Source organism: Metabacillus litoralis (genome assembly GCF_003667825.1).
GTDB classification, from domain to species: domain Bacteria; phylum Bacillota; class Bacilli; order Bacillales; family Bacillaceae; genus Metabacillus; species Metabacillus litoralis_B.
Genome location: NZ_CP033043.1, coordinates 4,919,044 through 4,942,039 on the forward strand (window position 1 = coordinate 4,919,044; position 22,996 = coordinate 4,942,039).

Sequence of the window (22,996 nt, forward strand, 5' to 3'; positions counted from 1 at the left end):
CCCTTTATAAAGTAACATCCTATTCTCTATGAAAATAGGAACAATTTTGAAAAAAAGATTGAATTACAAAAGATATTTTCATATAATTATACCTGAAAACGTTTCCAAAGGTCAAACAAGGTGGGCAACATAGAGCCTATGGGGAGGGAGAAATTTGTCTACCATTGAAGATGTCGCGAAACTAGCGGGTTTATCTAGAACAACTGTATCTCGAGTCTTAAATGATCATCCGTATGTTTCTGATGAGAAAAAGAAGCTTGTACAGAAAGCAATGGAACAATTGGGGTATGTTCCTAATTCTGCAGCAAGAAGCTTAAGAAATCAAAAAACCGGGATTATTGCTGTTTTGATACCTAGAATATCAAATCCATTTTTTAGTCAATTGATTGAAATCTTAGAGATGGAAGCTTCTTCTAAAGGGTATCAATTAATTATTTGCCAGACACAATTTTCAAAACAAAAAGAATGCCGTTATTTAAATCTCTTGAAAACCAAGCAGGTAGATGGGGTCATTATGACATCAGTTGAAAATGATTGGTCAGTTATTGACACTTATTTGAACTTCGGTCCGGTCATTCTTTGTAATGAAAATGTAGATTGTGCTCAAGTACCAAAGGTGTATATAAATCAGGCAGAAAGTGGCTACATGGTTGCAAAGTATCTGCTTGAAAGGGGTCATACACGTATTGCGTACTGTTCTAGTGGGATGAGTAAAAACGGAACACAGTCGAGACTGGAAGGATTTATGTCTGCTTTACAAGAAGCAAATATACATGATTATGATCAGTACTTTTTTGAAAGGGTTTCCACAGTGGACGATGGTCAGCAAATTTTTCGAAAGCTTGAAAATATGAAGGCTGCACCAACTGCACTAATTGCTGGTGAAGATGCTGTGGCAGCGGGCGTTATCTCTGAGGCTAAGAAGTTAGGCTGGAATATTCCTGGAGATTTGACGGTTGTTGGATACGACAATATGGCAATGACAAAATTAATCGATCCAATGATTGCAACCGTCTTACAACCAGTAGAAATCATGGCTAAAAAATCAATTGAAGTCATTTGTGAAAAAATACATAAAAAACAATTCCGTGTTTTTGAGAACCATGAATTCTCTTCAAAACTGGTATTTCGTGAATCTTTGAACAATAGAAATCTAGTTGCGACATCTTAAAGAAGAAGGAGATACTAATCTTCTTCTTTTTTATTTTAGTGAATGAAAAAGAAACTAGAGGTAAAGTTCCTAACGGGTTCGGTTTTGAAGTACAAAATTAGAAATATCCGTACTATTTGAACGGTCATTCTCGCTTAAATGAACAGATAATTTGATTAGCAAAAATGCTTGGAACATTTTACTGTCTCCAAGCATTTTTTGCACTCTATAGTTGTGTTAATTAAAAAATAAACGGAAAAATTCCTTTTAAATTGGGAAATACCAACATTTCCTACAAAATAAGGGGAGTTTTTCTGCTTATACGAACCTATTCTTTAGATTTAGTTAAAAATATGGAAGTTAACCGGAATATATCCGCTTATATCGGCTTCTTAAGCACCTACTATATACGTTAACCGGAATTTCTCCGCCTATCAGTTCTATACTAAATAACATCAGAGTCTTTTCTTTCTACACTATTTTCTAACTGGAATATCCAAAAACCTACCACTTTCAGTCCATCAATCCCCAATTAATTTAGCAAACAAACTCATCCTGTTGAAAGGAATGAGAATTAGGGTGCTAAAATACCCTTACACTTATGAAGATTCTTGATAAGCAACAAAAAATGCAGTCCAATTCAATTGCGAATTGGACTGCTAATTAAGTTTTGTACTCGAAAACCAAACTACTTAGTAAAGCTCCTATTTTTGTTCTGTATCAGGTATCAAAACATAAAACTGTTATTGTACAGATTGGGCGCAAGTAAACGACTTAGATTTCAGTAACATGCAAGCATTCATTGCAAGTGTTGCCATAGCATTCATGTTGCTCTTCAATTTCGTTTCCACACTCTTTACATTGTTTTTTAGGTAAGTTTCTGAAAAATTCAGTTATTTTCATTATCATTTGGAATCCCCTCCGTTTGATTTTATTACACTTATTGTATTATAACAGATTAAAAAGTGTCAACAACTGTTTTGTAACAATTTTCGAGTAGAAAGGTAAAAGTTGTTGATTTGTAGGAGTTTTACCAACTAAAAATAGGTATTAGCCAATTTTTGGTATAAAGAATTTCAATTTTATGAATCCTAATATTGGTTTATAATGGAAAGGTCTAAAAGGAGGGGGAATTAGAGATGGAAGTAACCGTTATTGGCTTTTGGGGTGGCTTTCCAAAAGTAAATGAAGCAACATCAGGGTATTTAGTGGAATCAGATGGATTTAAACTACTAGTGGATTGTGGTAGTGCTGTGCTATCAAAACTACAAGAGTACTTAACGATTGATGAATTGGATGCCGTCATTTTATCCCACTATCATCACGATCATATAGCTGATGTTGGTCCCCTGCAATATGCTCGCTATGTTACAACGATCATTAATGGAAAAGGGAAGACGCTGCCAATTTATGGTCATAAATTAGATAAGGGAGGCTTCCAGAAACTAACATATAAAGATGCAACAATAGGCATCGAGTATACATCAGAACAGGTGGTTTCTGTTGGCCCCTTTACCATCTCTTTTTTAGAAACATCTCATCCGGCACCATGCTTTGCAATGAAAATAACAGATCATAAATCAACTGTCATTTATACGGCTGATTCTAGCTATAAGCATGAGTTTATACCTTTTTCAAATAAAGCAGATCTCCTTATCGCTGAGTGCAGTCTTTATTCACATCAAGATGGTGCGAAGATGGGACATATGAATAGTCGGGAAGTTGGAGAAATAGCTCAAAAGGCAGGAGTGAACCAACTGCTTATTACTCATTTGCCTCATTTTGGGGATCATAATGATTTAAAAAGAGATGCGGAGAATATCTTCTCAGGTAAAGTACTTCTTGCCAAGAGTGGTCTGAAGATTAATTGTTCGTAAAGGGTTACTACATACTAGTGACCCTTTATCTGTAAAAATATTTTGCCCTCAAAATTAATACAGTAATAAAATTAGGCTTAAGTTCATTTAAATCCTGTAATAACTTCAGAGAAGTTCCTATAAAACTATAAAATATAAGATGAAATCCATTCCATGTGATTGTATAATTTTTCTACTTTCAATATAATAAAGATAGAATATTTTAAAAGTTGGCGATATAAGTAATTTATACAGCCTATATGAAAAATCGAATATTCTATTGTAGCCGTTGTCTCATGGAAAGCAAGGGAGTATTTTCAAAAACATAAAATGAATGGTTATTCATTCATTTTTAAAGGGGTGGGAGAATGAATTTATCTTTACGGTTTTCAGAAACTGTAAAAGAACATGGAACAAAGCCGGCATTTATTTTTGAAGGTAATGAAACTTCTTATTTGCAGTTAGAGGGAGCAATTAATCAATTTGCAAGCAGCTTAACAGACATGGGAATAAACAAAGGGGATCATGTCGCAGTTGTTTTAGGAAATTCACCTTATTTTGTTATCTCTTTATACGGAGCTTTAAGAGCTGGAGCAACCGTTATTCCGATCAATCCTATCTACACACCTGATGAAATTGCTTATATTATTAATAACGGAGATGTTAAGTCGGTCATTACGTTAGATTTGTTAATACCGTTATTTGAAAAAATGAATGAAAAGCTGCCTAAGCTTGAACACATTATTACGTGTGAAACACCACCTACTGATAGCAAAACAGATGTAGATGTAACGAAGCTATCTATTTACACAAAAATGAAAGGGTTTACAAAGATGCTTTCAACAGGTAGCCCGAGGTTTGTTGGTCCGGAGTTATCAGATGATGATGTTGCTGTTATTCTCTATACGTCTGGTACAACTGGTAAACCAAAGGGTGCGATGTTGACGCATAAAAACTTATATAGCAATGCAATTGATACGGCAAACTATTTAAAGATGACAAGTGATGATATTGTTGTGACAACATTGCCGATGTTTCATGTATTTTGCTTAACAGTTTCTTTAAATGCACCTTTAATGAATGGAGCCACATTACTTATTGTTCCGAGATTCAGTCCTGAAGTTATTTTTCAATTGGTTAAGAGCTATCAGGCAACAGTTTTTGCTGGAGTTCCAACTATGTATAACTTCTTACTTCAGTATGACAAAGCACTGCCTGATGATTTAAAGTCATTGCGCATTTGTATTTCAGGTGGGGCATCGATGCCTGTAGCATTATTAAAAGGATTTGAACAAAAATTCAAGGTTATTGTTTCAGAGGGCTATGGTTTATCCGAAGCATCTCCGGTTACTTGTTTTAATCCACTTGACCGCCCAAGAAAGGCTGGTTCAATTGGGACAAATATTGTGAACGTTGAAAATAAGGTTGTAAATGAGCTTGGAGAGGAATTACCACCAAATCATGTAGGAGAGCTTATCGTAAGAGGTCCTAATGTTATGAAGGGCTATTATAAAATGCCAGAAGAAACGGCACATACATTACGAGACGGCTGGCTTTATACAGGTGATTTGGCAAGACAGGATGAAGAAGGGTATTTCTATATTGTTGATCGAAAGAAAGATATGATTATTGTAGGTGGTTATAATGTATATCCACGTGAAGTGGAGGAGGTACTTTATAATCATGAAGAAGTTGTAGAGGTTGCTGTTTTAGGCGTTCCTGACCCAAATTTTGGCGAAGCAGTCAAATGCTTTGTCGTCGTCAAGGATGACAAAATGACAGAGGATGACCTTTTGGAGTACTGTAAACAGCACCTTGCTAAGTACAAAGTACCTAGTTCAATTGAATTCTTAGAAGAGCTACCAAAGAATACTACTGGAAAAATATTAAGGAGAGCTCTTAAAGATCAAGTTTTACAAAAATAGTATTTTGCTAGAATGAAATGAATGGTATTTTTTTCATGAACAAAAACACAGATATCCTTATGATATCTGTGTTTTTTCGCTTTAAAGTAAGGAAGTATAGGCTGAAATATAGAAAAAAACATTATTAAATTTTCGAAAAATATTGAACTATTTGATTTCTCCTGTATAATTTAATCAATAAAAGCATAAAAGCATAAAAGGGAACAATCATTAAAGGGGGACTTTTGTATGAAAAAAGGTTGGAAAATTGGTACAGGTTTAATGCTTGCTAGCTTTCTAGCATTATCGGGTTGTGGAGGCAGTGAAGGAACGTCTGAAAGTAGCAGCGGAGACTCTGGTTCAGATGCTGGTAGCGGAGAAAAGACCTATACAATTGGTGTAAACCAAATCGTTGAGCATCCATCACTTGATGCAGCATTAGAAGGATTTAAAGCAGCATTAAAAGAAAAAGGCTTGGAAGTTGAATATGATGTTCAAATTGCACAAGGAGATCAAAATAATAGCCAAACGATTGCTAATAACTTTGTTGGTGATGGAGTTGACTTAATTTTCGCTAACTCAACACCAAGCGCTCAGAGTGCTTTAAATGCAACAACAGATATTCCAATTATCTTTACTTCTGTAACAGATCCAGTTGGAGGCGGCTTAGTAAAAAGCTTTGAAGAACCTGGTGCAAACATAACAGGAACAACCGATACTCATCCGGATGCAATTCCTAATACAGTGAAGTTTATTGATGAAAACATCGATGGAACTAAAGTTGGGATGATCTATAACTCTGGAGAACAGAACTCTGTTGCTCAAATTGATCTTGTTAAGAAAGCAATGGAAGGAACAGATTTAGAGGTTGTTGAAGCATCTGTGTCAACATCAGCAGAAGTAAAACAAGCAGCAGAATCTTTAGTTGGTAAAGTTGATTCCTTATACGTTATCACAGATAACACAGTAGTTTCTGCATTAGAAAGTGTAATTGGTGTTGCTAGTGATAATGACCTACCATTATTTGTTGGTGAATTAGATTCTGTAGAACGTGGTGGCTTCGCAGCTTATGGTTTTGATTACTATGATATTGGCTTTGAAGCTGGAGAAATGGCAGTTAGCATATTAAATGGTGAGAAAAAAGCAAGTGAAATTCCAGTACAATATCCACAAAAACTTAAACTACAAATCAACGCAAAATCAGCTGAGGATATGGGAATTGAAATAAAAGAAGAATGGAAAGAAGAAGCAGAAATTCTTGAATAAAGGTGAGAAATTATGTTTACAGCCCTATTTGGATCAGTAGAGTCAGGCTTAATTTATGCGATTATGGCTCTAGGAGTATACCTATCATTTAGAATATTAGACTTCCCTGATTTAACAGTAGACGGCAGCTTTGTAACTGGCGCAGCAGTGAGTGCCGTATTAATTGTTAACGGTGTGAATCCTTTCATGGCCACATTAGTCGCATTGATTGTAGGCTTTCTGGCTGGCTGTATCACAGGGGTGCTGCATACTAAAGGGAATATTAACCCTCTGCTTTCGGGGATATTAATGATGATCGCCCTGTATTCTATTAATCTTAGAATTATGGGGAAATCAAATGTTCCGTTATTACAGGAAGAAACAGTTTTCACACAATTATTAGAAGGCTGGAACAAGCTTGGGATTGATGCTGGCCTTCAGAGTCTCTTTATTTCACTTGGCCTGGAAGGGTTTGTCCCGAAAACATGGTCAGTCGTTATTACGATGTTAATCATGATTTTAGTAATTAAATATCTTTTAGACTATTTCTTGAAAACAGAGCTTGGTCTAGCGATTAGAGCTGTTGGTGATAATCAAAATATGATAACAAGTTTTTCTGCAAATACAGATATGTTAAAAATTGTAGGACTTGGTTTATCAAATGCACTTGTTGCATTTTCTGGTGCATTTATAGCTCAATACAACGGCTTTAGTGATGTTGGAATGGGTATCGGGATGATTATCATTGGTTTAGCATCTGTTATTATTGGTGAGGCATTAGTCGGTACAAAAACAATTGTGCGCGCAACGATAGCTGTTATTATCGGGGCAATTGTATATCGAATTATTGTTGCGATGGCACTTCGAGTAAACTTTTTCGAAACAGGAGATATGAAGCTGATTACAGCATGTATTGTTATAGGAGCACTTGTTATTCCGCAAATCATTGATAAGCAAAAAGATAAACGGAAGAAAAGCTTACGAAGAAAGCGGGGTGCGAACATTGCTACAACTAAAGCAAATATATAAAGTTTTCAATGAAGGATCCCTTGATGAGAAAATCGCCTTAAACCACTTATCATTGTCTTTAGAAGAAGGAGACTTTGTTACCGTTATTGGAAGTAATGGTGCAGGAAAGTCTACGCTGTTAAATGTTATTGCTGGAAGAATCACTCCAGATGATGGTGATGTTCAAATTAAGGACCAATCCATGCTTGATGTAAGAGAGTACAAACGCTCACGATACATTGGGCGGGTTTTCCAAGATCCGATGGCAGGAACGGCGCCAACTTTAACGATTGAAGAAAACCTAGCAATTGCTTATTCCAGAGTTCATAAACGAAGCCTGAAGCCTGGTGTAACAGCGAAACGACGTGTGTTTTTCAAAGAGCAGCTTGAAATGTTAGGTCTTGGTCTTGAAAATCGTTTGTCTGCTAAAGTTGGATTACTTTCTGGTGGAGAACGACAGGCTTTATCTCTATTAATGGCCACATTTACAAAGCCTGATATTCTGTTGCTTGATGAGCATACGGCTGCACTTGACCCTTCAAGAGCAGAGTTGATTACGAACTTAACGAAGAAGCTTGTTGAAAAGGGGAATTTAACGACGTTAATGATTACCCATAATATGCAGCAGGCGGTAGATCTCGGAAATCGACTGATCATGATGGATAAGGGGCAAATTGTTTTTCAGGCTGAGGGAGACCAAAAACAGGGATTAACGGTAAATTCATTATTAGAAGAGTTCTCAAAAATTAAGTCAGATAGCTCATTATCTGATAAAGCACTACTTATTTAAGGATGAGCTAGTAATAGAAAAGGTACATGTTCCAGTGTAAAATGTACCCTTTGTAAAGGACAGTTTAAAAAAAGCCTAGGCTGCGTTAAGAAGATGATCTCTGTATTGAACAGGGGTCATCTTTTTTAAATTCCATTGATATCTATAGTAATTGTAGTAATTCATATATTGCTTAATTTCTCTTCTTAATTCATCTAGAGTTGTACACTCTTTAATTGATGCTTCATCTTTAAGATGACCAAAGAAAGATTCTTGAGGGGCGTTATCCCAACAATTTCCTCGTCTTGACATAGATTGGTGTAATCCTAATTTCTTTACTGCCTTCTGAAAGTCAGGATGTGTATAATGGACTCCTTGATCTGAATGGATTAGTGCATCTTTTGCTTTCTTGAAATTTCTATTTGTCTTTAACTTTTTGAGAGTATCTGTAGCTAAATTTAAGGTCATTCGATCTGATACATGGTAGGCTAGGATTTCACCAGTTGAACCATCCTTAATTGCTGATAAATAAGCCCTCATTCCTTTTCCAAAATGAAGATAAGTGATATCAGTTAAGAGTACTTTCCAAGGTATTCCTTGTTTAAAATGTCTATTTAAAAGGTTTGGTACAACCCGATGCTCCTGTGTGGCTTTCATCATTCTTCTATAAGGATTTGCTTTTCGAATGGGGCAAATTATACTGTATTTTTTCATGATTCGTCGGATACGTTTCAAATTGTAGACAACATTAAATTGACCCGCCAATGTCATTTTGATTTGACGTGCCCCTTTCTTGCGATTTTTAAAATTGAAAGCTTTTAAGATAATTTCCTTTACTACTTCATCTTTTTTATCATTTTGTATTCTTCGTTCCTGTGATTTCTCAGTGAAATAATTATAATAACCACTTCTTGAGACGCCAGCTAGCTCACAAAGATAGCTCACCATATTTTTCAATTGATATTTTTCAATTACTGAACGAATTAAAAGATACTTTTGAAAGGGAGGAAGGATTATTTCTTCATCCCCCTTTCCGCGAATCGTATCTTTTTTAAAAGTTCGTTTTCAGCCTTTAGCAAGTTGATTTGTGCTTCTAAGCGAGCATTTTTCTCCTCTAAAGAAAGTTCTTTTTCTCTAGGACGCCCGGAGTTATCAGCTCTGGTATCACGTAAACCGTCTATCCCACTCTCATCAAAAGCATCTTTCCATCTTCTTCTCGCTGACCTGATCCGTTGTTTTCCTAACACATTTATATCAAAACCATATTCTTCAAATATCTCTCTAGCAAACTTTCCTTTTTCTTTCTCCGAAATGAAGATATGTTTAAATTCATCAGTATAAGTGATTCCTTTAGAGCTAACAGATTTAACATATTTATTAGTAGATAACTGCATAATCTCTTTTTCTGTAAAAGTCTTTTTACTCATAAAAATATTTCTCCAGTCCCTGTTGTAATTTTCTCTAGATGTTTTTTTATTATACAAAAAAGTACCCTATAGGTAGACTTTTTTTATGTGTCTACTCTATAGGGTACATTTTAGTGCGGAGCATGTACCTTTTTCTATTACTAGAATATACTTATTTCTTTAACACGAAACAAGGCTTCTTCATCTGCAATTATTAGTGCTTTAGGATGATTGTTTAAAATGGAAGCAGGAAACTCTTCTGTAATTTCACCACTTAGTAGTTTCACCATCGCATCTTGTTTTGATTTTCCAGAAGCTAATAATAAAATTTCCTTACTTTGATAAATTGTCTGAATACCCATTGTAATGGCTTGGGTTGGGACTTCATCTAGACTATGAAAGAAGCGGGCATTCGCTTTTCTTGTGGACTGGGCAAGATCAACAACATGTGTTTTTGAATGAAAGGAGGTGCCAGGCTCATTGAAGCCGATGTGCCCATTTGCTCCTATACCCAGAATCTGTAGATCAATTCCTCCAGCTTCGATAATCAAGCTTTCATACTTTCTACATTCAGCTTCATTGTCATCATTCAAACCTGAAGGAATATGAGTATTTTCGTTTAGAATATTTAAATGTTGAAATAAGTTTTCATTCATATAGTGATGATAACTGTTAGAATCTTCTTTTGAAAGTCCAATATACTCATCTAAATTAAATGTTTTTACTTGCTTATATGATGTGTGATTTTGTTGATGATCTTCAATTAGTTTGTTATAGACACCTTTAGGAGTTCCGCCTGTTGCTAAACCTAGATTCAAGTTTAGATTATTTTTAACCCTATTAATAATATATTCAGCAGCTTTTAAACTCATTTCATCATAATTTTTTACTTCAATGATTTTCAAGTGATGTCATCTCCTTAACAGAACAAGCATAAAATAGATCTTGCAATAGCTGCTTTCAAAACTACTCCTCTACTATTTTATGACCATGTTCTTGATTTGTATAAGCGATTTTCCCATTACAAATAGTCATAAAAATGTTCATCTCTTCATCAAGTATGACAAGATCTGCATCTTTTCCGATTGATATGCTACCCTTACGATCAAACACATTTAATTGTTTTGCTGGATTTTCCGAAGCCATCTTAATAGCACTTTTAATGGAACAACCAGTAAAGCGCTGGATGTTTTTAAATGCATCAATCATTTTAAGGACACTACCAGCCAAAGTGTTTTTTTCTAGTAGGGCTTTCCCTTCCTTCACAGTAACCATTTGTCCACCTAAATCATATTTTCCGTCAACAAGCCATTTTGCTCTCATAGCGTCAGAGATTAAGATTAATCTCTCATCTGTTATTTGATCATAGGCTAGTTTCACAACTTCAGGACAAACATGAATACCGTCGGCAATCAGCTCTACCTTTAGTTCATTTTTTAGAAATGCTGCTCCAACAATTCCAGGGTCACGATGGTGCAAGCCTGTCATTTGGTTGAATAAGTGTGTAACATGTGAAAGACCATTTTCAATTGCAACCAATACCTGCTTATATGTTGCTTGAGAATGAGCAATGGAAGAAATAATTCCTTGATCTTTTAAATATTGTAGAAATTCGGTCCCCCCTGGAAGCTCTGGGGCAAGGGTAACTAGCTTAATATTGTTATTAGCTATTGATTGCCATGTTTTAAAGAGTTCCAAGTCAGGGGTTAAAATGTGTTGAATTGGTTGTGCGCCAGCTTTATCTTTATGAATAAAGGGACCTTCTAAATGAATCCCTAATACCTCTGAATTACCTTCTGATTGTAAGGAGTGAATATACTCACTTCCATTTACTAGACATTTTTCTATCACTTTTATATCTTCTGTTATTGTGGTTGCTAAGAAACTTGTTGTCCCTTCCATTGGAAGAGTAGAAGCCATCACATCCAATGCCTCTTTTGTTGCATCCATAGTATCTGCCCCATTTGCACCATGGATATGAAGGTCGATCATGCCAGGTATAACAGTAAAAGTATCTGGTATCTTGATGATTTTGTAATCAGAGTGATTTGTTGTGAAATGAGACAAACTAATATCACTAACTTTTCCCTCATCTATCTTTAGAAAGCCACTCTTAATGACTTGGTTTTCAGAGTAAATCGTTCCATTCTGAATGATCAGCTTATTTGAAAATGAGCTCATTTTAAATGTACTCCTTTTATAAGAATTCATATTTAAAGCATAGCATCTCAATATATAGTTGTCTATACCGGTTGAAAAAACCATGTATGAAAATATAACAGGAATTATGACAAACTGTCGATTTTGATTTATAAAATTGGTATAGACATCTATATCTAATGGTGATAAGATATTTGTGTAAAAACGCTTCCAAGTAACAAGAAACAACATATTGTAATGCCATTTTATATTTATTGTTATTCAACTTTGGATAAGGGGGAAGTCATATGATGAAATACTTACAAAATATTGGCCGCTCTTTAATGCTTCCAGTAGCAGTATTACCAGCCGCTGCAATTTTAATGGGCATAGGATATTGGATTGATCCATCTGGCTGGGGAGCAGGTAATCCAATTGCGGCATTCTTAATTAAAGCTGGATCTTCTATTATCGACAACATGTCCATTCTTTTTGCAGTTGGTGTGGCTTTAGGAATGTCTAAAACCAAAGATGGTTCCGCAGCACTTAGTGGCTTAGTTGCATTTCTTGTTGTAACAACCCTATTATCAACTAACTCCGTTGCTTTGCTGCAAGGTGTAGATCCAGAAGGAGTTAACCCGGCATTTGCTAAGATTGAAAACCAGTTTGTCGGAATCCTTTCAGGTATTGTTGCTTCTATGATGTACAACCGCTTTAGTGAGGTGCAATTACCTGCAGCTTTAGCCTTCTTTAGTGGTAAGCGTCTAGTACCAATTATGACAGCTGTTTCTATGCTAGTTGTCTCAGTTGTTTTATTCTTTGCATGGCCAGTTATTTTTACAGGATTAGTTTCATTCGGAACTGCTATTAGTAAATTAGAGTTTATAGGCGCTGGTTTATATGGATTTTTTAACCGATTACTCATTCCAACTGGTTTACATCATGCATTAAACTCAGTATTTTGGTTTGACGTTGCAGGAATTAATGATATCGGTAATTTCTGGGCAGGTACTGGTACGAAGGGTATTACTGGAATGTACCAAGCTGGTTTCTTCCCGATTATGATGTTCGGTTTACCAGCAGCAGCTTTAGCGATGTATCATACAGCTAAGACAAAAAGAAAGAAACAAGCAGCATCTTTAATGTTAGCAGCAGGCTTTGCGTCATTCTTTACTGGTGTAACAGAACCACTTGAATTTTCATTCATGTTTTTAGCACCTGCACTATATGTTGTTCATGCAGCATTAACAGGTATATCTTTAGCCATTGCTTCATTATTTCACTGGACAGCAGGCTTTGGGTTTAGTGCAGGATTAGTCGACTTCATCTTAAGTTCAAGATTACCGTTAGCTAATCAGCCGTATATGTTGTTAATTCAAGGGTTAGTTTTTGCGATGATCTATTATGTATTGTTCCGTTTCTTAATAACTAAATTCAACCTAGCTACTCCAGGTAGAGAAGCTGATACAGATGCAAATGTACAAGAAGAGGGCACGGACTCAGCTGATAATAAGTTCGCTATTATGGCGAAGAAGATATATGAAGGTTTAGGTGGAGATGAAAATGTTACATCTGTAGATAACTGTGTGACTAGATTGAGGGTTGAAGTAAAAGATATGAATGCCGTTGATCAAGAAAAAATTAAATCAACAAACATTCCAGGGATAAATATTGTTGGTCCACAAAGCATACAAGTCATCATAGGGACACAAGTTCAATTTGTGGCTGATGAAATTGAAAAAATTAGAAAATAAAAAGAAGAAGACTACCTGATCGCTGAAACAGGTAGTTTTCTATTTTGTACGATCAGAAAGCATAAAATTTTATGGATGGTATATATAGGGAAAGCTAAGGCTTTCACCATTAGGGCTTGGCGACAAGCCATGCCTTTCCAAACGTATGTCGGTCATACGATGAATTTCTTTAAATAATTGTAAAAACCTAGCATTATTTAATATAATGAATAAGTAGTGATATCGAAAGGAGATCTTTATGTGATTGACAAACATTCTCCTCTTCCTTTGTATTATCAGTTAGAAGAGCAAATTAAAAAATCAATAATTTCTGAAGAGCTACAGCCTGGTGATGTATTGCCGTCAGAGAGAGAACTCTCAGAAAACTATCAAATAAGTCGAATGACGGTTCGACAAGCCATAACGAATTTAGTTAATAAGGGATATCTTTATAGAGAAAAAGGGAAGGGAACTTTTGTATCGAGTCAAAAGTTTGAACAAAATTTACAAGGACTCACAAGTTTTACAGAAGATATGAAGGCTCGAAACCTAGTTCCAGGGAGTAAGCTGTTACACTTCGAGATCTCCCCTGCTATAGAAGAAATAAAAGAGTGGCTTTCCCTTGAAGAAGAAGAACTTATTTATAAAATAAAAAGATTACGTTTAGCAAATGATGAACCGATTGCAGTTGAAACTAGTTATCTTCCAGTAAAGTTAATTCCGGGGCTAACACCAGATATTTTGGGAAATTCCTTATACAAGTATATTGAGGATGATCTACAGCTGAGTATTGGTCATGCAGCTCAAACGGTTGAAGCCGCTATTGTTAGAGATGAAGATATAAAACATTTGAATGTTAACAAAAATGTTCCTGTGTTGCTCATCCAACGAGAAACTTATTTAGAAGATGGTACACCACTTGAGATTGTTAAGTCTTCCTATCGTGCGGACCGATATAAATTTAAGATTAATATAGAACGAAAATAAATAAGCTTTACCTGCAAATTAAAATGTACCCTTTGTAAAGGACAGTTTAAAAAAAGCCTAGGCTGCGTTAAGAAGATGATCTCTGTATTGAACAGGGGTCATCTTTTTTAAATTCCATTGATATCTATAGTAATTGTAGTAATTCATATATTGCTTAATTTCTCTTCTTAATTCATCTAGAGTTGTACACTCTTTAATTGATGCTTCATCTTTAAGATGACCAAAGAAAGATTCTTGAGGGGCGTTATCCCAACAATTTCCTCGTCTTGACATAGATTGGTGTAATCCTAATTTCTTTACTGCCTTCTGAAAGTCAGGATGTGTATAATGGACTCCTTGATCTGAATGGATTAGTGCATCTTTTGCTTTCTTGAAATTTCTATTTGTCTTTAACTTTTTGAGAGTATCTGTAGCTAAATTTAAGGTCATTCGATCTGATACATGGTAGGCTAGGATTTCACCAGTTGAACCATCCTTAATTGCTGATAAATAAGCCCTCATTCCTTTTCCAAAATGAAGATAAGTGATATCAGTTAAGAGTACTTTCCAAGGTATTCCTTGTTTAAAATGTCTATTTAAAAGGTTTGGTACAACCCGATGCTCCTGTGTGGCTTTCATCATTCTTCTATAAGGATTTGCTTTTCGAATGGGGCAAATTATACTGTATTTTTTCATGATTCGTCGGATACGTTTCAAATTGTAGACAACATTAAATTGACCCGCCAATGTCATTTTGATTTGACGTGCCCCTTTCTTGCGATTTTTAAAATTGAAAGCTTTTAAGATAATTTCCTTTACTACTTCATCTTTTTTATCATTTTGTATTCTTCGTTCCTGTGATTTCTCAGTGAAATAATTATAATAACCACTTCTTGAGACGCCAGCTAGCTCACAAAGATAGCTCACCATATTTTTCAATTGATATTTTTCAATTACTGAACGAATTAAAAGATACTTTTGAAAGGGAGGAAGGATTATTTCTTCATCCCCCTTTCCGCGAATCGTATCTTTTTTAAAAGTTCGTTTTCAGCCTTTAGCAAGTTGATTTGTGCTTCTAAGCGAGCATTTTTCTCCTCTAAAGAAAGTTCTTTTTCTCTAGGACGCCCGGAGTTATCAGCTCTGGTATCACGTAAACCGTCTATCCCACTCTCATCAAAAGCATCTTTCCATCTTCTTCTCGCTGACCTGATCCGTTGTTTTCCTAACACATTTATATCAAAACCATATTCTTCAAATATCTCTCTAGCAAACTTTCCTTTTTCTTTCTCCGAAATGAAGATATGTTTAAATTCATCAGTATAAGTGATTCCTTTAGAGCTAACAGATTTAACATATTTATTAGTAGATAACTGCATAATCTCTTTTTCTGTAAAAGTCTTTTTACTCATAAAAATATTTCTCCAGTCCCTGTTGTAATTTTCTCTAGATGTTTTTTTATTATACAAAAAAGTACCCTATAGGTAGACTTTTTTTATGTGTCTACTCTATAGGGTACATTTTAAATGTAGGTAAAGCTTATTTATTTTCAATTTGGGTTAATAATGGGATTCTTCCACGGTATTTATGAATTAGCTGTTGATTATGAAAATCTGCTCCTTCAATATTTCCGCTCCGAAAAATTGGAGGTTCAAAATCATTATTTATCATAATCTTTATGGCCTCAGCAAAAATCCCATTTAGCATAGATGCTCCAACAACAGTAGAGGTAGGTCCGAATGGAACACCGAAATTTCCATATGTAATGGTTGCATCACCTGTATTCGCATGATTATTTAAAGCAAAATCAACAACTTGTGATAGATACTTTCCAGTTCTATGTCTAGAAGGTTGAGAATGAATATATTGAAATGAACTAATTCCAACAACATCTGCACCTTTATCTTTAGCATGAAGGGCAACGTCAATAGGTACTGGATTAAGTCCTGAAGTTGAAATTACTATTACAAGGTCATGAGGTTGTATATCCTGATGCTTTAAAAACTCTTCTGCATAGTGGTTTTGTCTTTCAAGTTGAGAAGATCTTACAGCATCTTCGTGAAGCATTAAAGATTCGATGAATATGGGTTTTATAGGTGCTAGTCCACCTGCTCGATAAAACACTTCCTCTGTTAGGATATGAGAGTGTCCACATCCAAATAATTGGATAATACCATTACTCATTATTGTTTCAGCCACTTTTGCTGCAACCTTCTCCATTCCTTCTTGTTCGCTTTCCATGACTAAACTCAATTTTTCTTGTATTTTTTCAAAATAGGCATCAAGCAAGTTATCCCACCTTTAAGAAATAAAAGTTACTTTTAATGTACCTTATGGTGTGAAGAAATGGAAGGAGATAACGTGAGAAAAGATAAAAGTATTGTATGTTAAAAAGTACGATTGTATAATATATTATACAATAACAAAAAATGGGAGAAATATATGAATTCAATTCAAACTCAAATTGCGGAGAATCTAAAAAATATACGTAAGCTTAGAGGGTATAGTTATGATCAGCTTGCTCAATTAACTGGTGTAAGCAAGGGGATGCTTTCACAAATCGAAAAAGGAGAATCAAGTCCAACGGTAAACACTCTTTGGAAGATTGCAAACGGTCTTCAAGTGTCATTTTCTTCATTAGTGGAGGAGAAAGAACCTACTGTTACAGTTGTGAGACTACACGAAAAAACAGCAGTAACAGAAAATGACGAACAATTACAAGTATATCCTTATTTTCCATTTGATTCATCTAAAAAGTTTGAGGTGTATTTTCTTGAATTAATGCCAGGTTGTGTTCATGAATCAGAAAGACATCATGGAAGTGTTGAGGAATATATTTTAGTTTGTGATGGAGAAGCAACAATCTCCATTCAAGATGTTAAATATGTTCTGAAAAAAGGGGATTCTATGCGTTTTCAGGCAAGTCAGTCCCATACGTATGCAAATCTTACGGATCAAAAAACGAGTTTTTATCTACTAATGTATTATTCATAAATCATGATGAGCAATAAAAAGGAGGTATTATTATGTCTACAACCACTTTAGCGAAAAAGCAATCTGATTTTCTTCAAGGAACACAAGGTGGGATTAGCATTGCGATTGGGTATTTACCTGTTGCTTTAACATTTGGCTTACTATCAAAATCTACTGGACTCTCACTTTCTGAGACAGTGTTAATGAGTTTAATTGTGTTTGCCGGTGCTTCACAATATATATGTTTAAGTTTACTAGCTGTTGGTACGGGAATTATCGAAATTATTTTCACAACATTCATCGTTAATATTCGCCATTTTTTAATGTCTGCTTCACTAAGTGAGAAGGTTGAAAATGACTCATTGTGGAAAAAGGCTCTGTATTCCTTTGGATTAACGGATGAAACGTTTACGGTGGCATCAACGAGGGATGGTAACGTCAATGCAGGATATTTATTTGGACTTATGCTTATTTCTTATGCAAGTTGGGTTATTAACTCAGGAATAGGATATGTTATTGGGGCAAGCTTGCCGACAACTGTTCAAGAAAGCATGGGTATTGCGTTGTATGCCATGTTTATTGGGTTATTAATCCCATCACTTAAGAAGCATCGAAAAGTGATGTATTTGGCAGTGGTTGCTGCGATTTTGAATTCACTTTGTTATGCATCTCAAATGATTTCAACAGGCTGGGCAATTGTTTTATCAACCTTGCTTTCAGCAATAATCGTGGAATTTTTCTATTCTAAACAAACAAATGAGGTGGAACAACGTGGATAAAACAATTTTATTGATGATTATTGGGATGGGATTAGTTACATATTTACCAAGAATGATTCCTTTAGTTGCATTAGGTCAGTTAAAATTGCCGGTATTTGTCCAAAATGTATTAAAGAATGTACCATATGCAACATTAGGTGCTTTAATTGTTCCAGGAATTTTTCTGATTAGTGATGATATCGTTTTCGGATTAGTAGGTGCGGCTGCAGCAACTCTAATAGCTTTTACTGGCGCAAATGTAATTGTTGTTGTTATGGGATCAATTGGTACCCTTGTTTTATATAGCATGTTTTTTTCGTAGGTTGAGAGGGAACAAAGACTTAAAAGCCTTCCCTTTTCAGTTCTAATGAAACGAGCTAAACACTAAACTAGAAATAAGAGCTTGTTCAAGGGGGAATGTGCGGATGAGGAAATGGTTAACGCGATCAATTTTACTTTATTTTGTATATGGATTAGCAGTGTACTGGTATTTATTTATCTTTTCCGGATCAAGCGTACCGGCCCCTTATGAGGGAACATCAGCTGATCCTGCAACCTTTATGACAGGGAGAGAATTGGTCTTGTCACAGGAATATTCGACCATTCGAAACTTCTTGTATTTTGTAACGATTCCGTTTGAATGGTTTTTATTATTTGTGTTCATGATAACAGGTTTTTCTCGTAAAATGCAGGACTGGTCAAATGCGACCTCGAAAATTTTCAGCTTTCAATCAGCTATATACTTTTTTTGGTTATCATTATTTATTAGTATTCTTTCCTTTCCTGTAGACATGATTGGTTATCAATTATCAAAAATGTATCATATTACAACGCAATCCTTTTCAGCTTGGATGAAGGATCAGCTCATTGATTTTTGGGTTAATTACTTGCTGATGACAGTTATCATCATTGTTCTTTACTGGCTTATCAAACGTTTTGAAAAAAGATGGTGGCTTTACGCATGGTTTTTATCGATTCCTTTCTCGTTATTTCTTATGTTTTTTCAACCGGTAGTTATTGATCCACTTTATAATGATTTCTATCCGTTACAAAACAAAGAACTAGAGGAAAAGATATTAGAGTTGGCTGATCAAGCTAATATTCCTGCTGAGCATGTATATGAAGTAAATATGTCAGAAAAAACAAATGCACTGAATGCGTATGTAACAGGAATTGGGTCTAACTCCAGAATTGTATTATGGGATACTACGTTAACTCGTTTAAGTGAAGAAGAAATCTTGTTTATTATGGCTCATGAAATGGGTCATTACGTGATGAATCATATTTATGTAGGTATTGCAGGTTATTTATTATTAAGCTTAGTTGGCTTATTTTTAATTGATAAGTTAATGAGATTGTTTATTAAGCGCAACGGTAAGTTTTTAAAGATCAGGTCAATGAAAGAGTTACCTTCCTTTCCGTTATTTTTATTGCTTTTAGGCGTGCTAACCTTTGCTTCAAGTCCACTTTCAAATACGGTAGCAAGGTATCAGGAAAAGTCAGCAGATATGTATGCGATTGAGATGACAGGTAACCATGAGGCTGCTATACAATCTTTCCAAGAGTTATCTAGGGCAGGGCTAAGTCAAGTTAATCCTCCAACATTGGTTAAGATTTTCCGGTATACGCATCCTACGATGTTGGAAAGAATTCTATATTTAGAAGAACATAAAAAAACAGAATGAAGATGAATCTGTTTTATAACAAGACTATTTTTATATAGTTTAATCACAAGAATGGGCTCGTTCCATTGCGCTCCAGACACTTGCTTTCCGCGGGGTGGACGCTGAGCCTCCTCGGCTTGCAGCCTGCGGGGTCTCAGCTGTCCCACTCCTCCCGCAGGAGTCAAGTGTCTTCCGCTCCATTGCACTATGGTTATAAAAATTCGAGAGTAATAACTCTTAATAAAACATATTTAAAAAGGGATTTGGTGTAGAAAACATCAAATCCCTTTTTCGTAGTTATATCAAGTGTGAATACGATTCCTAGACTTGTCAAAAACTTTTTTGAATTTTTTTCAAGAAAATTGTTCCATTTTTAATTAATCTGTTATATATTAGTTTTAGTTACAGAAAACTGTATTATAACAATTTAATGAGGGGTGTTTTTTCAAAAATGGCAACACAAATGACTGGTTGTAAAATTGTTGGAAACATGAGCCCAGAATTTCAGCAAGTATTAACACCTGAGGCGTTGAGGTTTGTTGAAAAGCTTGAACGAAATTTTGGAGATCGAAGACGAGAGCTGTTACAACGAAGAGAGGATAGACAAAGAGAAATTGATAATGGTAAACTGCCAGGTTTCTTAGAGGAAACAGAGCATATTCGTAACGGAGATTGGACGGTAGCTCCAATTCCACAGGATCTTCAAGATCGACGAGTAGAAATAACAGGACCTGTTGATCGAAAGATGGTCATTAACGCTTTGAATTCAGGTGCAAAAGTATTTATGGCCGATTTTGAGGATGCAACATCACCAAGCTGGGAAAATGTGATGAACGGCCAAATCAATCTCAAAGATGCTGTCCGCCGAACAATCTCCTTTGAAAATGAAGGCGGTAAGACCTATCAGTTGAATGAGGAAACAGCAACTTTAAAAGTAAGACCAAGAGGATGGCATCTTGAGGAAAAACATATAGAGCTTGATGGTAAAAGAATGTCTGCTAGCTTAGTAGATTTTGGGTTATTCTGTTTTCATAATGCAAAGGAGTTAATTGAACGCGGAAGTGGCCCTTATTTTTATTTACCTAAAATGGAAAGTCATCTTGAAGCAAGATTATGGAATGATGTATTTTGTTTTGCACAAGATGAATTAAATATTTCACGCGGAACCATTAAAGCAACTGTATTAATCGAAACAATCATGGCAGCCTTTGAAATGGATGAAATTCTTTATGAGCTGAAGGAGCACTCAGCGGGATTAAATTGTGGCAGATGGGATTATATTTTTAGTTATCTTAAGAAGCTTAGAAATTGTAGGTCTGTTATTCTACCAGATCGTGCGCAAGTAACAATGACTGTTCACTTTATGAGATCATACTCTTTGCTCGCTATCCAAACTTGTCATAAGCGCAATGCCCATGCAATGGGAGGAATGGCGGCACAAATTCCAGTGAAAAACAATCCAGTAGCCAATGAGCGAGCGTTTGAGAAGGTTCGTGCAGATAAAGAAAGAGAAGCAACATACGGCCATGATGGTACATGGGTTGCCCATCCTGCACTTGTTCAAGTGGCGAAGGATGTTTTTGATAAACATATGAAAACACCTAATCAGATTCACCGTAAACGAGAAGATGTAAACGTAACCGCAGAAGATTTGTTAGAGGTTCCGGATGGAATCATTACAGAAGAAGGGGTAAGAACAAATATTGATGTTGGGATCCGTTATATCGCTTCATGGCTTAGCGGAAGGGGCGCTGCGCCAATTCATAATTTAATGGAAGATGCAGCAACAGCAGAGATATCAAGAGCTCAAGTATGGCAATGGATTCGCCATCCACGTGGAATTCTTGAAGATGGTCGTAAATTAACATTCGAGCTTTATGATTTATTAAGAGATGAAGAGGTTCAAAAGATAAGAGAATCAGTGGGGGAAATAGCTTTTCAGAAAGGGCATTTTGAAGAAGGTGTTTTGGTTTTCGATGAACTGGTAAAACGCGATGAGTTTATTGATTTCTTAACGATACCGAGCTATGAAAAGCTTTAAACAGAATGTATTAAGGACAACAAAGGGGAAGTAAGAAAAAATTTTTATAAATGGGGGAATAAAAATGAACGGTCAAACAAGAGTAGAAGCATTACAAGAAAGCTGGGAGTTAGATAAACGTTGGGAAGGCATTACACGTCCTTACAGCGCGGAAGAGGTTATTCGTTTAAGGGGTTCAATTGATATCGAGCATACACTGGCAAGACGAGGGGCAGAAAAACTTTGGAATTACCTTCACAATGAGGACTACATTCATGCACTTGGTGCACTTACAGGAAATCAAGCTGTACAGCAAGTAAAAGCTGGCTTAAAAGCAATTTACTTAAGTGGTTGGCAGGTAGCAGCAGATGCGAATCTTTCAGGGAATATGTATCCAGATCAAAGCTTATATCCTGCAAACAGTGTTCCACATGTTGTAAAGCGTATCAATCAAGCCTTGCAACGTGCTGATCAAATACAGCATCTTGAAGGAGAAGGGAATATTGACTGGTTTGCACCGATCGTTGCGGATGCTGAGGCTGGCTTTGGCGGTCAATTAAATGTTTTTGAATTAATGAAATCAATGATTGAATCAGGTGCTGCAGGGGTTCATTTTGAAGATCAATTATCTTCGGAGAAAAAGTGTGGTCATTTAGGTGGAAAGGTATTATTACCAACTCAGACTGCTGTAAAAAATCTTATTTCAGCTCGCTTAGCAGCTGATGTTATGGGAACACCAACGATTATTATTGCTCGAACAGATGCAGACGCAGCAGATCTTATTACAAGTGATGTTGATCCTGCTGATCATGAGTTTATTACAGGTGAGCGCACAGTAGAAGGATTTTTCCGTACTCGTTCCGGAATTGATCAGGCAATTAGTCGAGGACTTTCATATGCACCATATGCAGATTTAATCTGGTGTGAAACATCTGAGCCTAATTTAGAGCAGGCACAAAAATTTGCTGATGCTATTCATGAGAAGTTTCCTGGAAAACTATTAGCTTACAACTGTTCACCTTCATTTAACTGGAAGAAAAAGCTTGATGATGAGACAATTGCAAACTTCCAAAAAGAAATTGCTAAAATGGGTTATAAATTCCAATTTGTTACACTTGCTGGTTTCCATGCTCTAAATCATAGCATGTTTGAGTTAGCACGAGGCTATCGTGATCGTGGCATGGCTGCTTATTCTGAGCTTCAACAAAATGAATTTTCTAGTGAAGTACATGGATATACAGCTACTAGACATCAGCGAGAGGTTGGAACAGGTTATTTTGATGAAGTAGCTCAAACGATTTCTGGTGGAACGTCTTCAACAACAGCGTTGAAGGGATCAACAGAAGCGGAGCAGTTTACAAAAGCATAATAAAAGGAGAACGGCCAAGGACTACATCCTTGACCGTTC

General features: G+C 35.8%; 20 protein-coding genes. 14 read left to right on the forward strand and 6 right to left on the reverse strand.

Annotated elements, in window-relative coordinates; all coding sequences use genetic code 11:
- Window positions 1-154: 154 nt before the first annotated feature.
- Entirely contained in the window at window positions 155-1,171 is a 1,017-nt protein-coding gene (locus D9842_RS24110; protein ID WP_121664647.1) for a LacI family DNA-binding transcriptional regulator, read from the forward strand.
- A 753-nt stretch (window positions 1,172-1,924) separates the two neighbouring features.
- On the opposite strand, the gene yhfH is transcribed toward D9842_RS24110, so the two are convergent.
- Window positions 1,925-2,059, reverse strand: a complete 135-nt coding sequence (gene yhfH / locus D9842_RS24115; protein WP_098794870.1) for a protein YhfH — start codon at window positions 2,057-2,059, stop codon at window positions 1,925-1,927.
- A 230-nt stretch (window positions 2,060-2,289) separates the two neighbouring features.
- Between yhfH and D9842_RS24120 the strand changes: the two genes are divergently transcribed.
- From D9842_RS24120 to D9842_RS24140, 5 genes are all read left to right on the forward strand, one after another.
- Window positions 2,290-3,027: an MBL fold metallo-hydrolase gene (locus D9842_RS24120; protein WP_121664648.1), complete on the forward strand. Its 738-nt coding sequence runs from the start codon at window positions 2,290-2,292 to the stop codon at window positions 3,025-3,027.
- A gap of 347 nt (window positions 3,028-3,374) precedes the next feature.
- Window positions 3,375-4,931: a fatty acid--CoA ligase family protein gene (locus D9842_RS24125; RefSeq protein WP_121664649.1), complete on the forward strand. Its 1,557-nt coding sequence runs from the start codon at window positions 3,375-3,377 to the stop codon at window positions 4,929-4,931.
- 228 nt (window positions 4,932-5,159) lie between these two features.
- Window positions 5,160-6,176, forward strand: coding sequence for an ABC transporter substrate-binding protein (locus D9842_RS24130; RefSeq protein WP_121664650.1), 1,017 nt, complete (start codon window positions 5,160-5,162; stop codon window positions 6,174-6,176).
- A 12-nt stretch (window positions 6,177-6,188) separates the two neighbouring features.
- Window positions 6,189-7,184 carry an ABC transporter permease gene (locus D9842_RS24135; RefSeq protein ID WP_121664651.1) on the forward strand — a complete coding sequence of 332 codons (996 nt, stop codon included), beginning with the start codon at window positions 6,189-6,191 and terminating at the stop codon, window positions 7,182-7,184.
- Window positions 7,159-7,953, forward strand: a complete 795-nt coding sequence (locus tag D9842_RS24140) for an ABC transporter ATP-binding protein (RefSeq protein WP_121664652.1) — start codon at window positions 7,159-7,161, stop codon at window positions 7,951-7,953. Before D9842_RS24135 ends, D9842_RS24140 begins: the two co-directional genes overlap by 26 nt.
- A gap of 75 nt (window positions 7,954-8,028) precedes the next feature.
- Here the strand turns inward: D9842_RS24140 and D9842_RS24145 are convergent.
- From D9842_RS24145 to nagA, 3 genes are all read right to left on the reverse strand, one after another.
- Window positions 8,029-9,359 (reverse strand): IS3 family transposase gene (locus D9842_RS24145; RefSeq protein ID WP_373995084.1). Its coding sequence is split into 2 segments (ribosomal slippage): window positions 8,029-8,978 and window positions 8,978-9,359, totalling 1,332 coding nucleotides; the frame shifts between segments, so codons are not numbered across the junction.
- A 140-nt stretch (window positions 9,360-9,499) separates the two neighbouring features.
- Window positions 9,500-10,243, reverse strand: a complete 744-nt coding sequence (gene nagB, locus D9842_RS24150) for a glucosamine-6-phosphate deaminase (RefSeq protein WP_121664653.1) — start codon at window positions 10,241-10,243, stop codon at window positions 9,500-9,502.
- Window positions 10,244-10,304: 61 nt separating this feature from the next.
- A complete protein-coding gene (gene nagA, locus D9842_RS24155; RefSeq protein ID WP_121664654.1) occupies window positions 10,305-11,519 on the reverse strand; it encodes an N-acetylglucosamine-6-phosphate deacetylase in 1,215 nt (404 codons plus the stop codon).
- A 266-nt stretch (window positions 11,520-11,785) separates the two neighbouring features.
- Between nagA and nagE the strand changes: the two genes are divergently transcribed.
- Both nagE and D9842_RS24165 read left to right on the forward strand, forming a co-directional pair.
- Window positions 11,786-13,231, forward strand: a complete 1,446-nt coding sequence (gene nagE / locus D9842_RS24160; RefSeq protein WP_121664655.1) for an N-acetylglucosamine-specific PTS transporter subunit IIBC — start codon at window positions 11,786-11,788, stop codon at window positions 13,229-13,231.
- A gap of 240 nt (window positions 13,232-13,471) precedes the next feature.
- Complete coding sequence (locus D9842_RS24165) at window positions 13,472-14,197, forward strand: GntR family transcriptional regulator (protein ID WP_121664656.1); 726 nt, start codon at window positions 13,472-13,474, stop codon at window positions 14,195-14,197.
- 57 nt (window positions 14,198-14,254) lie between these two features.
- Here the strand turns inward: D9842_RS24165 and D9842_RS24170 are convergent.
- Together D9842_RS24170 and D9842_RS24175 are read right to left on the reverse strand one after the other, a co-directional pair.
- Window positions 14,255-15,585, reverse strand: a protein-coding gene (locus D9842_RS24170) for an IS3 family transposase (protein WP_373995084.1) whose coding sequence is annotated in 2 segments (ribosomal slippage) — window positions 14,255-15,204 and window positions 15,204-15,585 — 1,332 coding nt in all. Because the reading frame shifts where the segments join, the coding sequence is not laid out codon by codon here.
- Window positions 15,586-15,712: 127 nt separating this feature from the next.
- Window positions 15,713-16,462 carry an SIS domain-containing protein gene (locus tag D9842_RS24175; RefSeq protein WP_121664657.1) on the reverse strand — a complete coding sequence of 250 codons (750 nt, stop codon included), beginning with the start codon at window positions 16,460-16,462 and terminating at the stop codon, window positions 15,713-15,715.
- Between the two features lie 153 nt (window positions 16,463-16,615).
- Between D9842_RS24175 and D9842_RS24180 the strand changes: the two genes are divergently transcribed.
- The 6 genes from D9842_RS24180 to aceA all read left to right on the forward strand — a co-directional run bounded on the left by D9842_RS24180 (window position 16,616) and on the right by aceA (window position 22,957).
- A complete protein-coding gene (locus D9842_RS24180) occupies window positions 16,616-17,167 on the forward strand; it encodes a helix-turn-helix domain-containing protein (RefSeq protein ID WP_098794863.1) in 552 nt (183 codons plus the stop codon).
- A gap of 32 nt (window positions 17,168-17,199) precedes the next feature.
- Window positions 17,200-17,925 carry an AzlC family ABC transporter permease gene (locus D9842_RS24185; protein WP_121664658.1) on the forward strand — a complete coding sequence of 242 codons (726 nt, stop codon included), beginning with the start codon at window positions 17,200-17,202 and terminating at the stop codon, window positions 17,923-17,925.
- Window positions 17,918-18,226 (forward strand): AzlD domain-containing protein, encoded by a 309-nt coding sequence (locus D9842_RS24190; RefSeq protein ID WP_098794861.1) that lies wholly within the window; start codon window positions 17,918-17,920, stop codon window positions 18,224-18,226. The genes D9842_RS24185 and D9842_RS24190 overlap by 8 nt, the downstream gene beginning before the upstream one ends.
- Before the next feature lie 103 nt (window positions 18,227-18,329).
- On the forward strand, window positions 18,330-19,589 hold the full coding sequence (locus D9842_RS24195) for a M48 family metallopeptidase (protein ID WP_121664659.1): 1,260 nt from the start codon (window positions 18,330-18,332) through the stop codon (window positions 19,587-19,589).
- Window positions 19,590-20,019: 430 nt separating this feature from the next.
- Window positions 20,020-21,609, forward strand: coding sequence for a malate synthase A (gene aceB / locus D9842_RS24200; protein ID WP_121664660.1), 1,590 nt, complete (start codon window positions 20,020-20,022; stop codon window positions 21,607-21,609).
- A gap of 64 nt (window positions 21,610-21,673) precedes the next feature.
- A complete protein-coding gene (gene aceA / locus D9842_RS24205) occupies window positions 21,674-22,957 on the forward strand; it encodes an isocitrate lyase (protein WP_121664661.1) in 1,284 nt (427 codons plus the stop codon).
- Window positions 22,958-22,996 lie beyond the last annotated feature (39 nt).

What these genes read in the sequence shown, in the direction of transcription:
- yhfH (WP_098794870.1), bottom strand. Translation starts at nt 2,059, where the DNA reads ATGATAATGAAAATAACTGAATTTTTCAGAAACTTACCTAAAAAACAA.
- D9842_RS24120 (WP_121664648.1), top strand. Translation starts at nt 2,290, where the DNA reads ATGGAAGTAACCGTTATTGGCTTTTGGGGTGGCTTTCCAAAAGTAAAT.
- D9842_RS24125 (WP_121664649.1), top strand. Translation starts at nt 3,375, where the DNA reads ATGAATTTATCTTTACGGTTTTCAGAAACTGTAAAAGAACATGGAACA.
- D9842_RS24130 (WP_121664650.1), top strand. Translation starts at nt 5,160, where the DNA reads ATGAAAAAAGGTTGGAAAATTGGTACAGGTTTAATGCTTGCTAGCTTT.
- D9842_RS24135 (WP_121664651.1), top strand. Translation starts at nt 6,189, where the DNA reads ATGTTTACAGCCCTATTTGGATCAGTAGAGTCAGGCTTAATTTATGCG.
- nagA (WP_121664654.1), bottom strand. Translation starts at nt 11,519, where the DNA reads ATGAGCTCATTTTCAAATAAGCTGATCATTCAGAATGGAACGATTTAC.
- nagE (WP_121664655.1), top strand. Translation starts at nt 11,786, where the DNA reads ATGATGAAATACTTACAAAATATTGGCCGCTCTTTAATGCTTCCAGTA.
- D9842_RS24180 (WP_098794863.1), top strand. Translation starts at nt 16,616, where the DNA reads ATGAATTCAATTCAAACTCAAATTGCGGAGAATCTAAAAAATATACGT.
- D9842_RS24185 (WP_121664658.1), top strand. Translation starts at nt 17,200, where the DNA reads ATGTCTACAACCACTTTAGCGAAAAAGCAATCTGATTTTCTTCAAGGA.
- D9842_RS24195 (WP_121664659.1), top strand. Translation starts at nt 18,330, where the DNA reads ATGAGGAAATGGTTAACGCGATCAATTTTACTTTATTTTGTATATGGA.
- aceB (WP_121664660.1), top strand. Translation starts at nt 20,020, where the DNA reads ATGGCAACACAAATGACTGGTTGTAAAATTGTTGGAAACATGAGCCCA.
- aceA (WP_121664661.1), top strand. Translation starts at nt 21,674, where the DNA reads ATGAACGGTCAAACAAGAGTAGAAGCATTACAAGAAAGCTGGGAGTTA.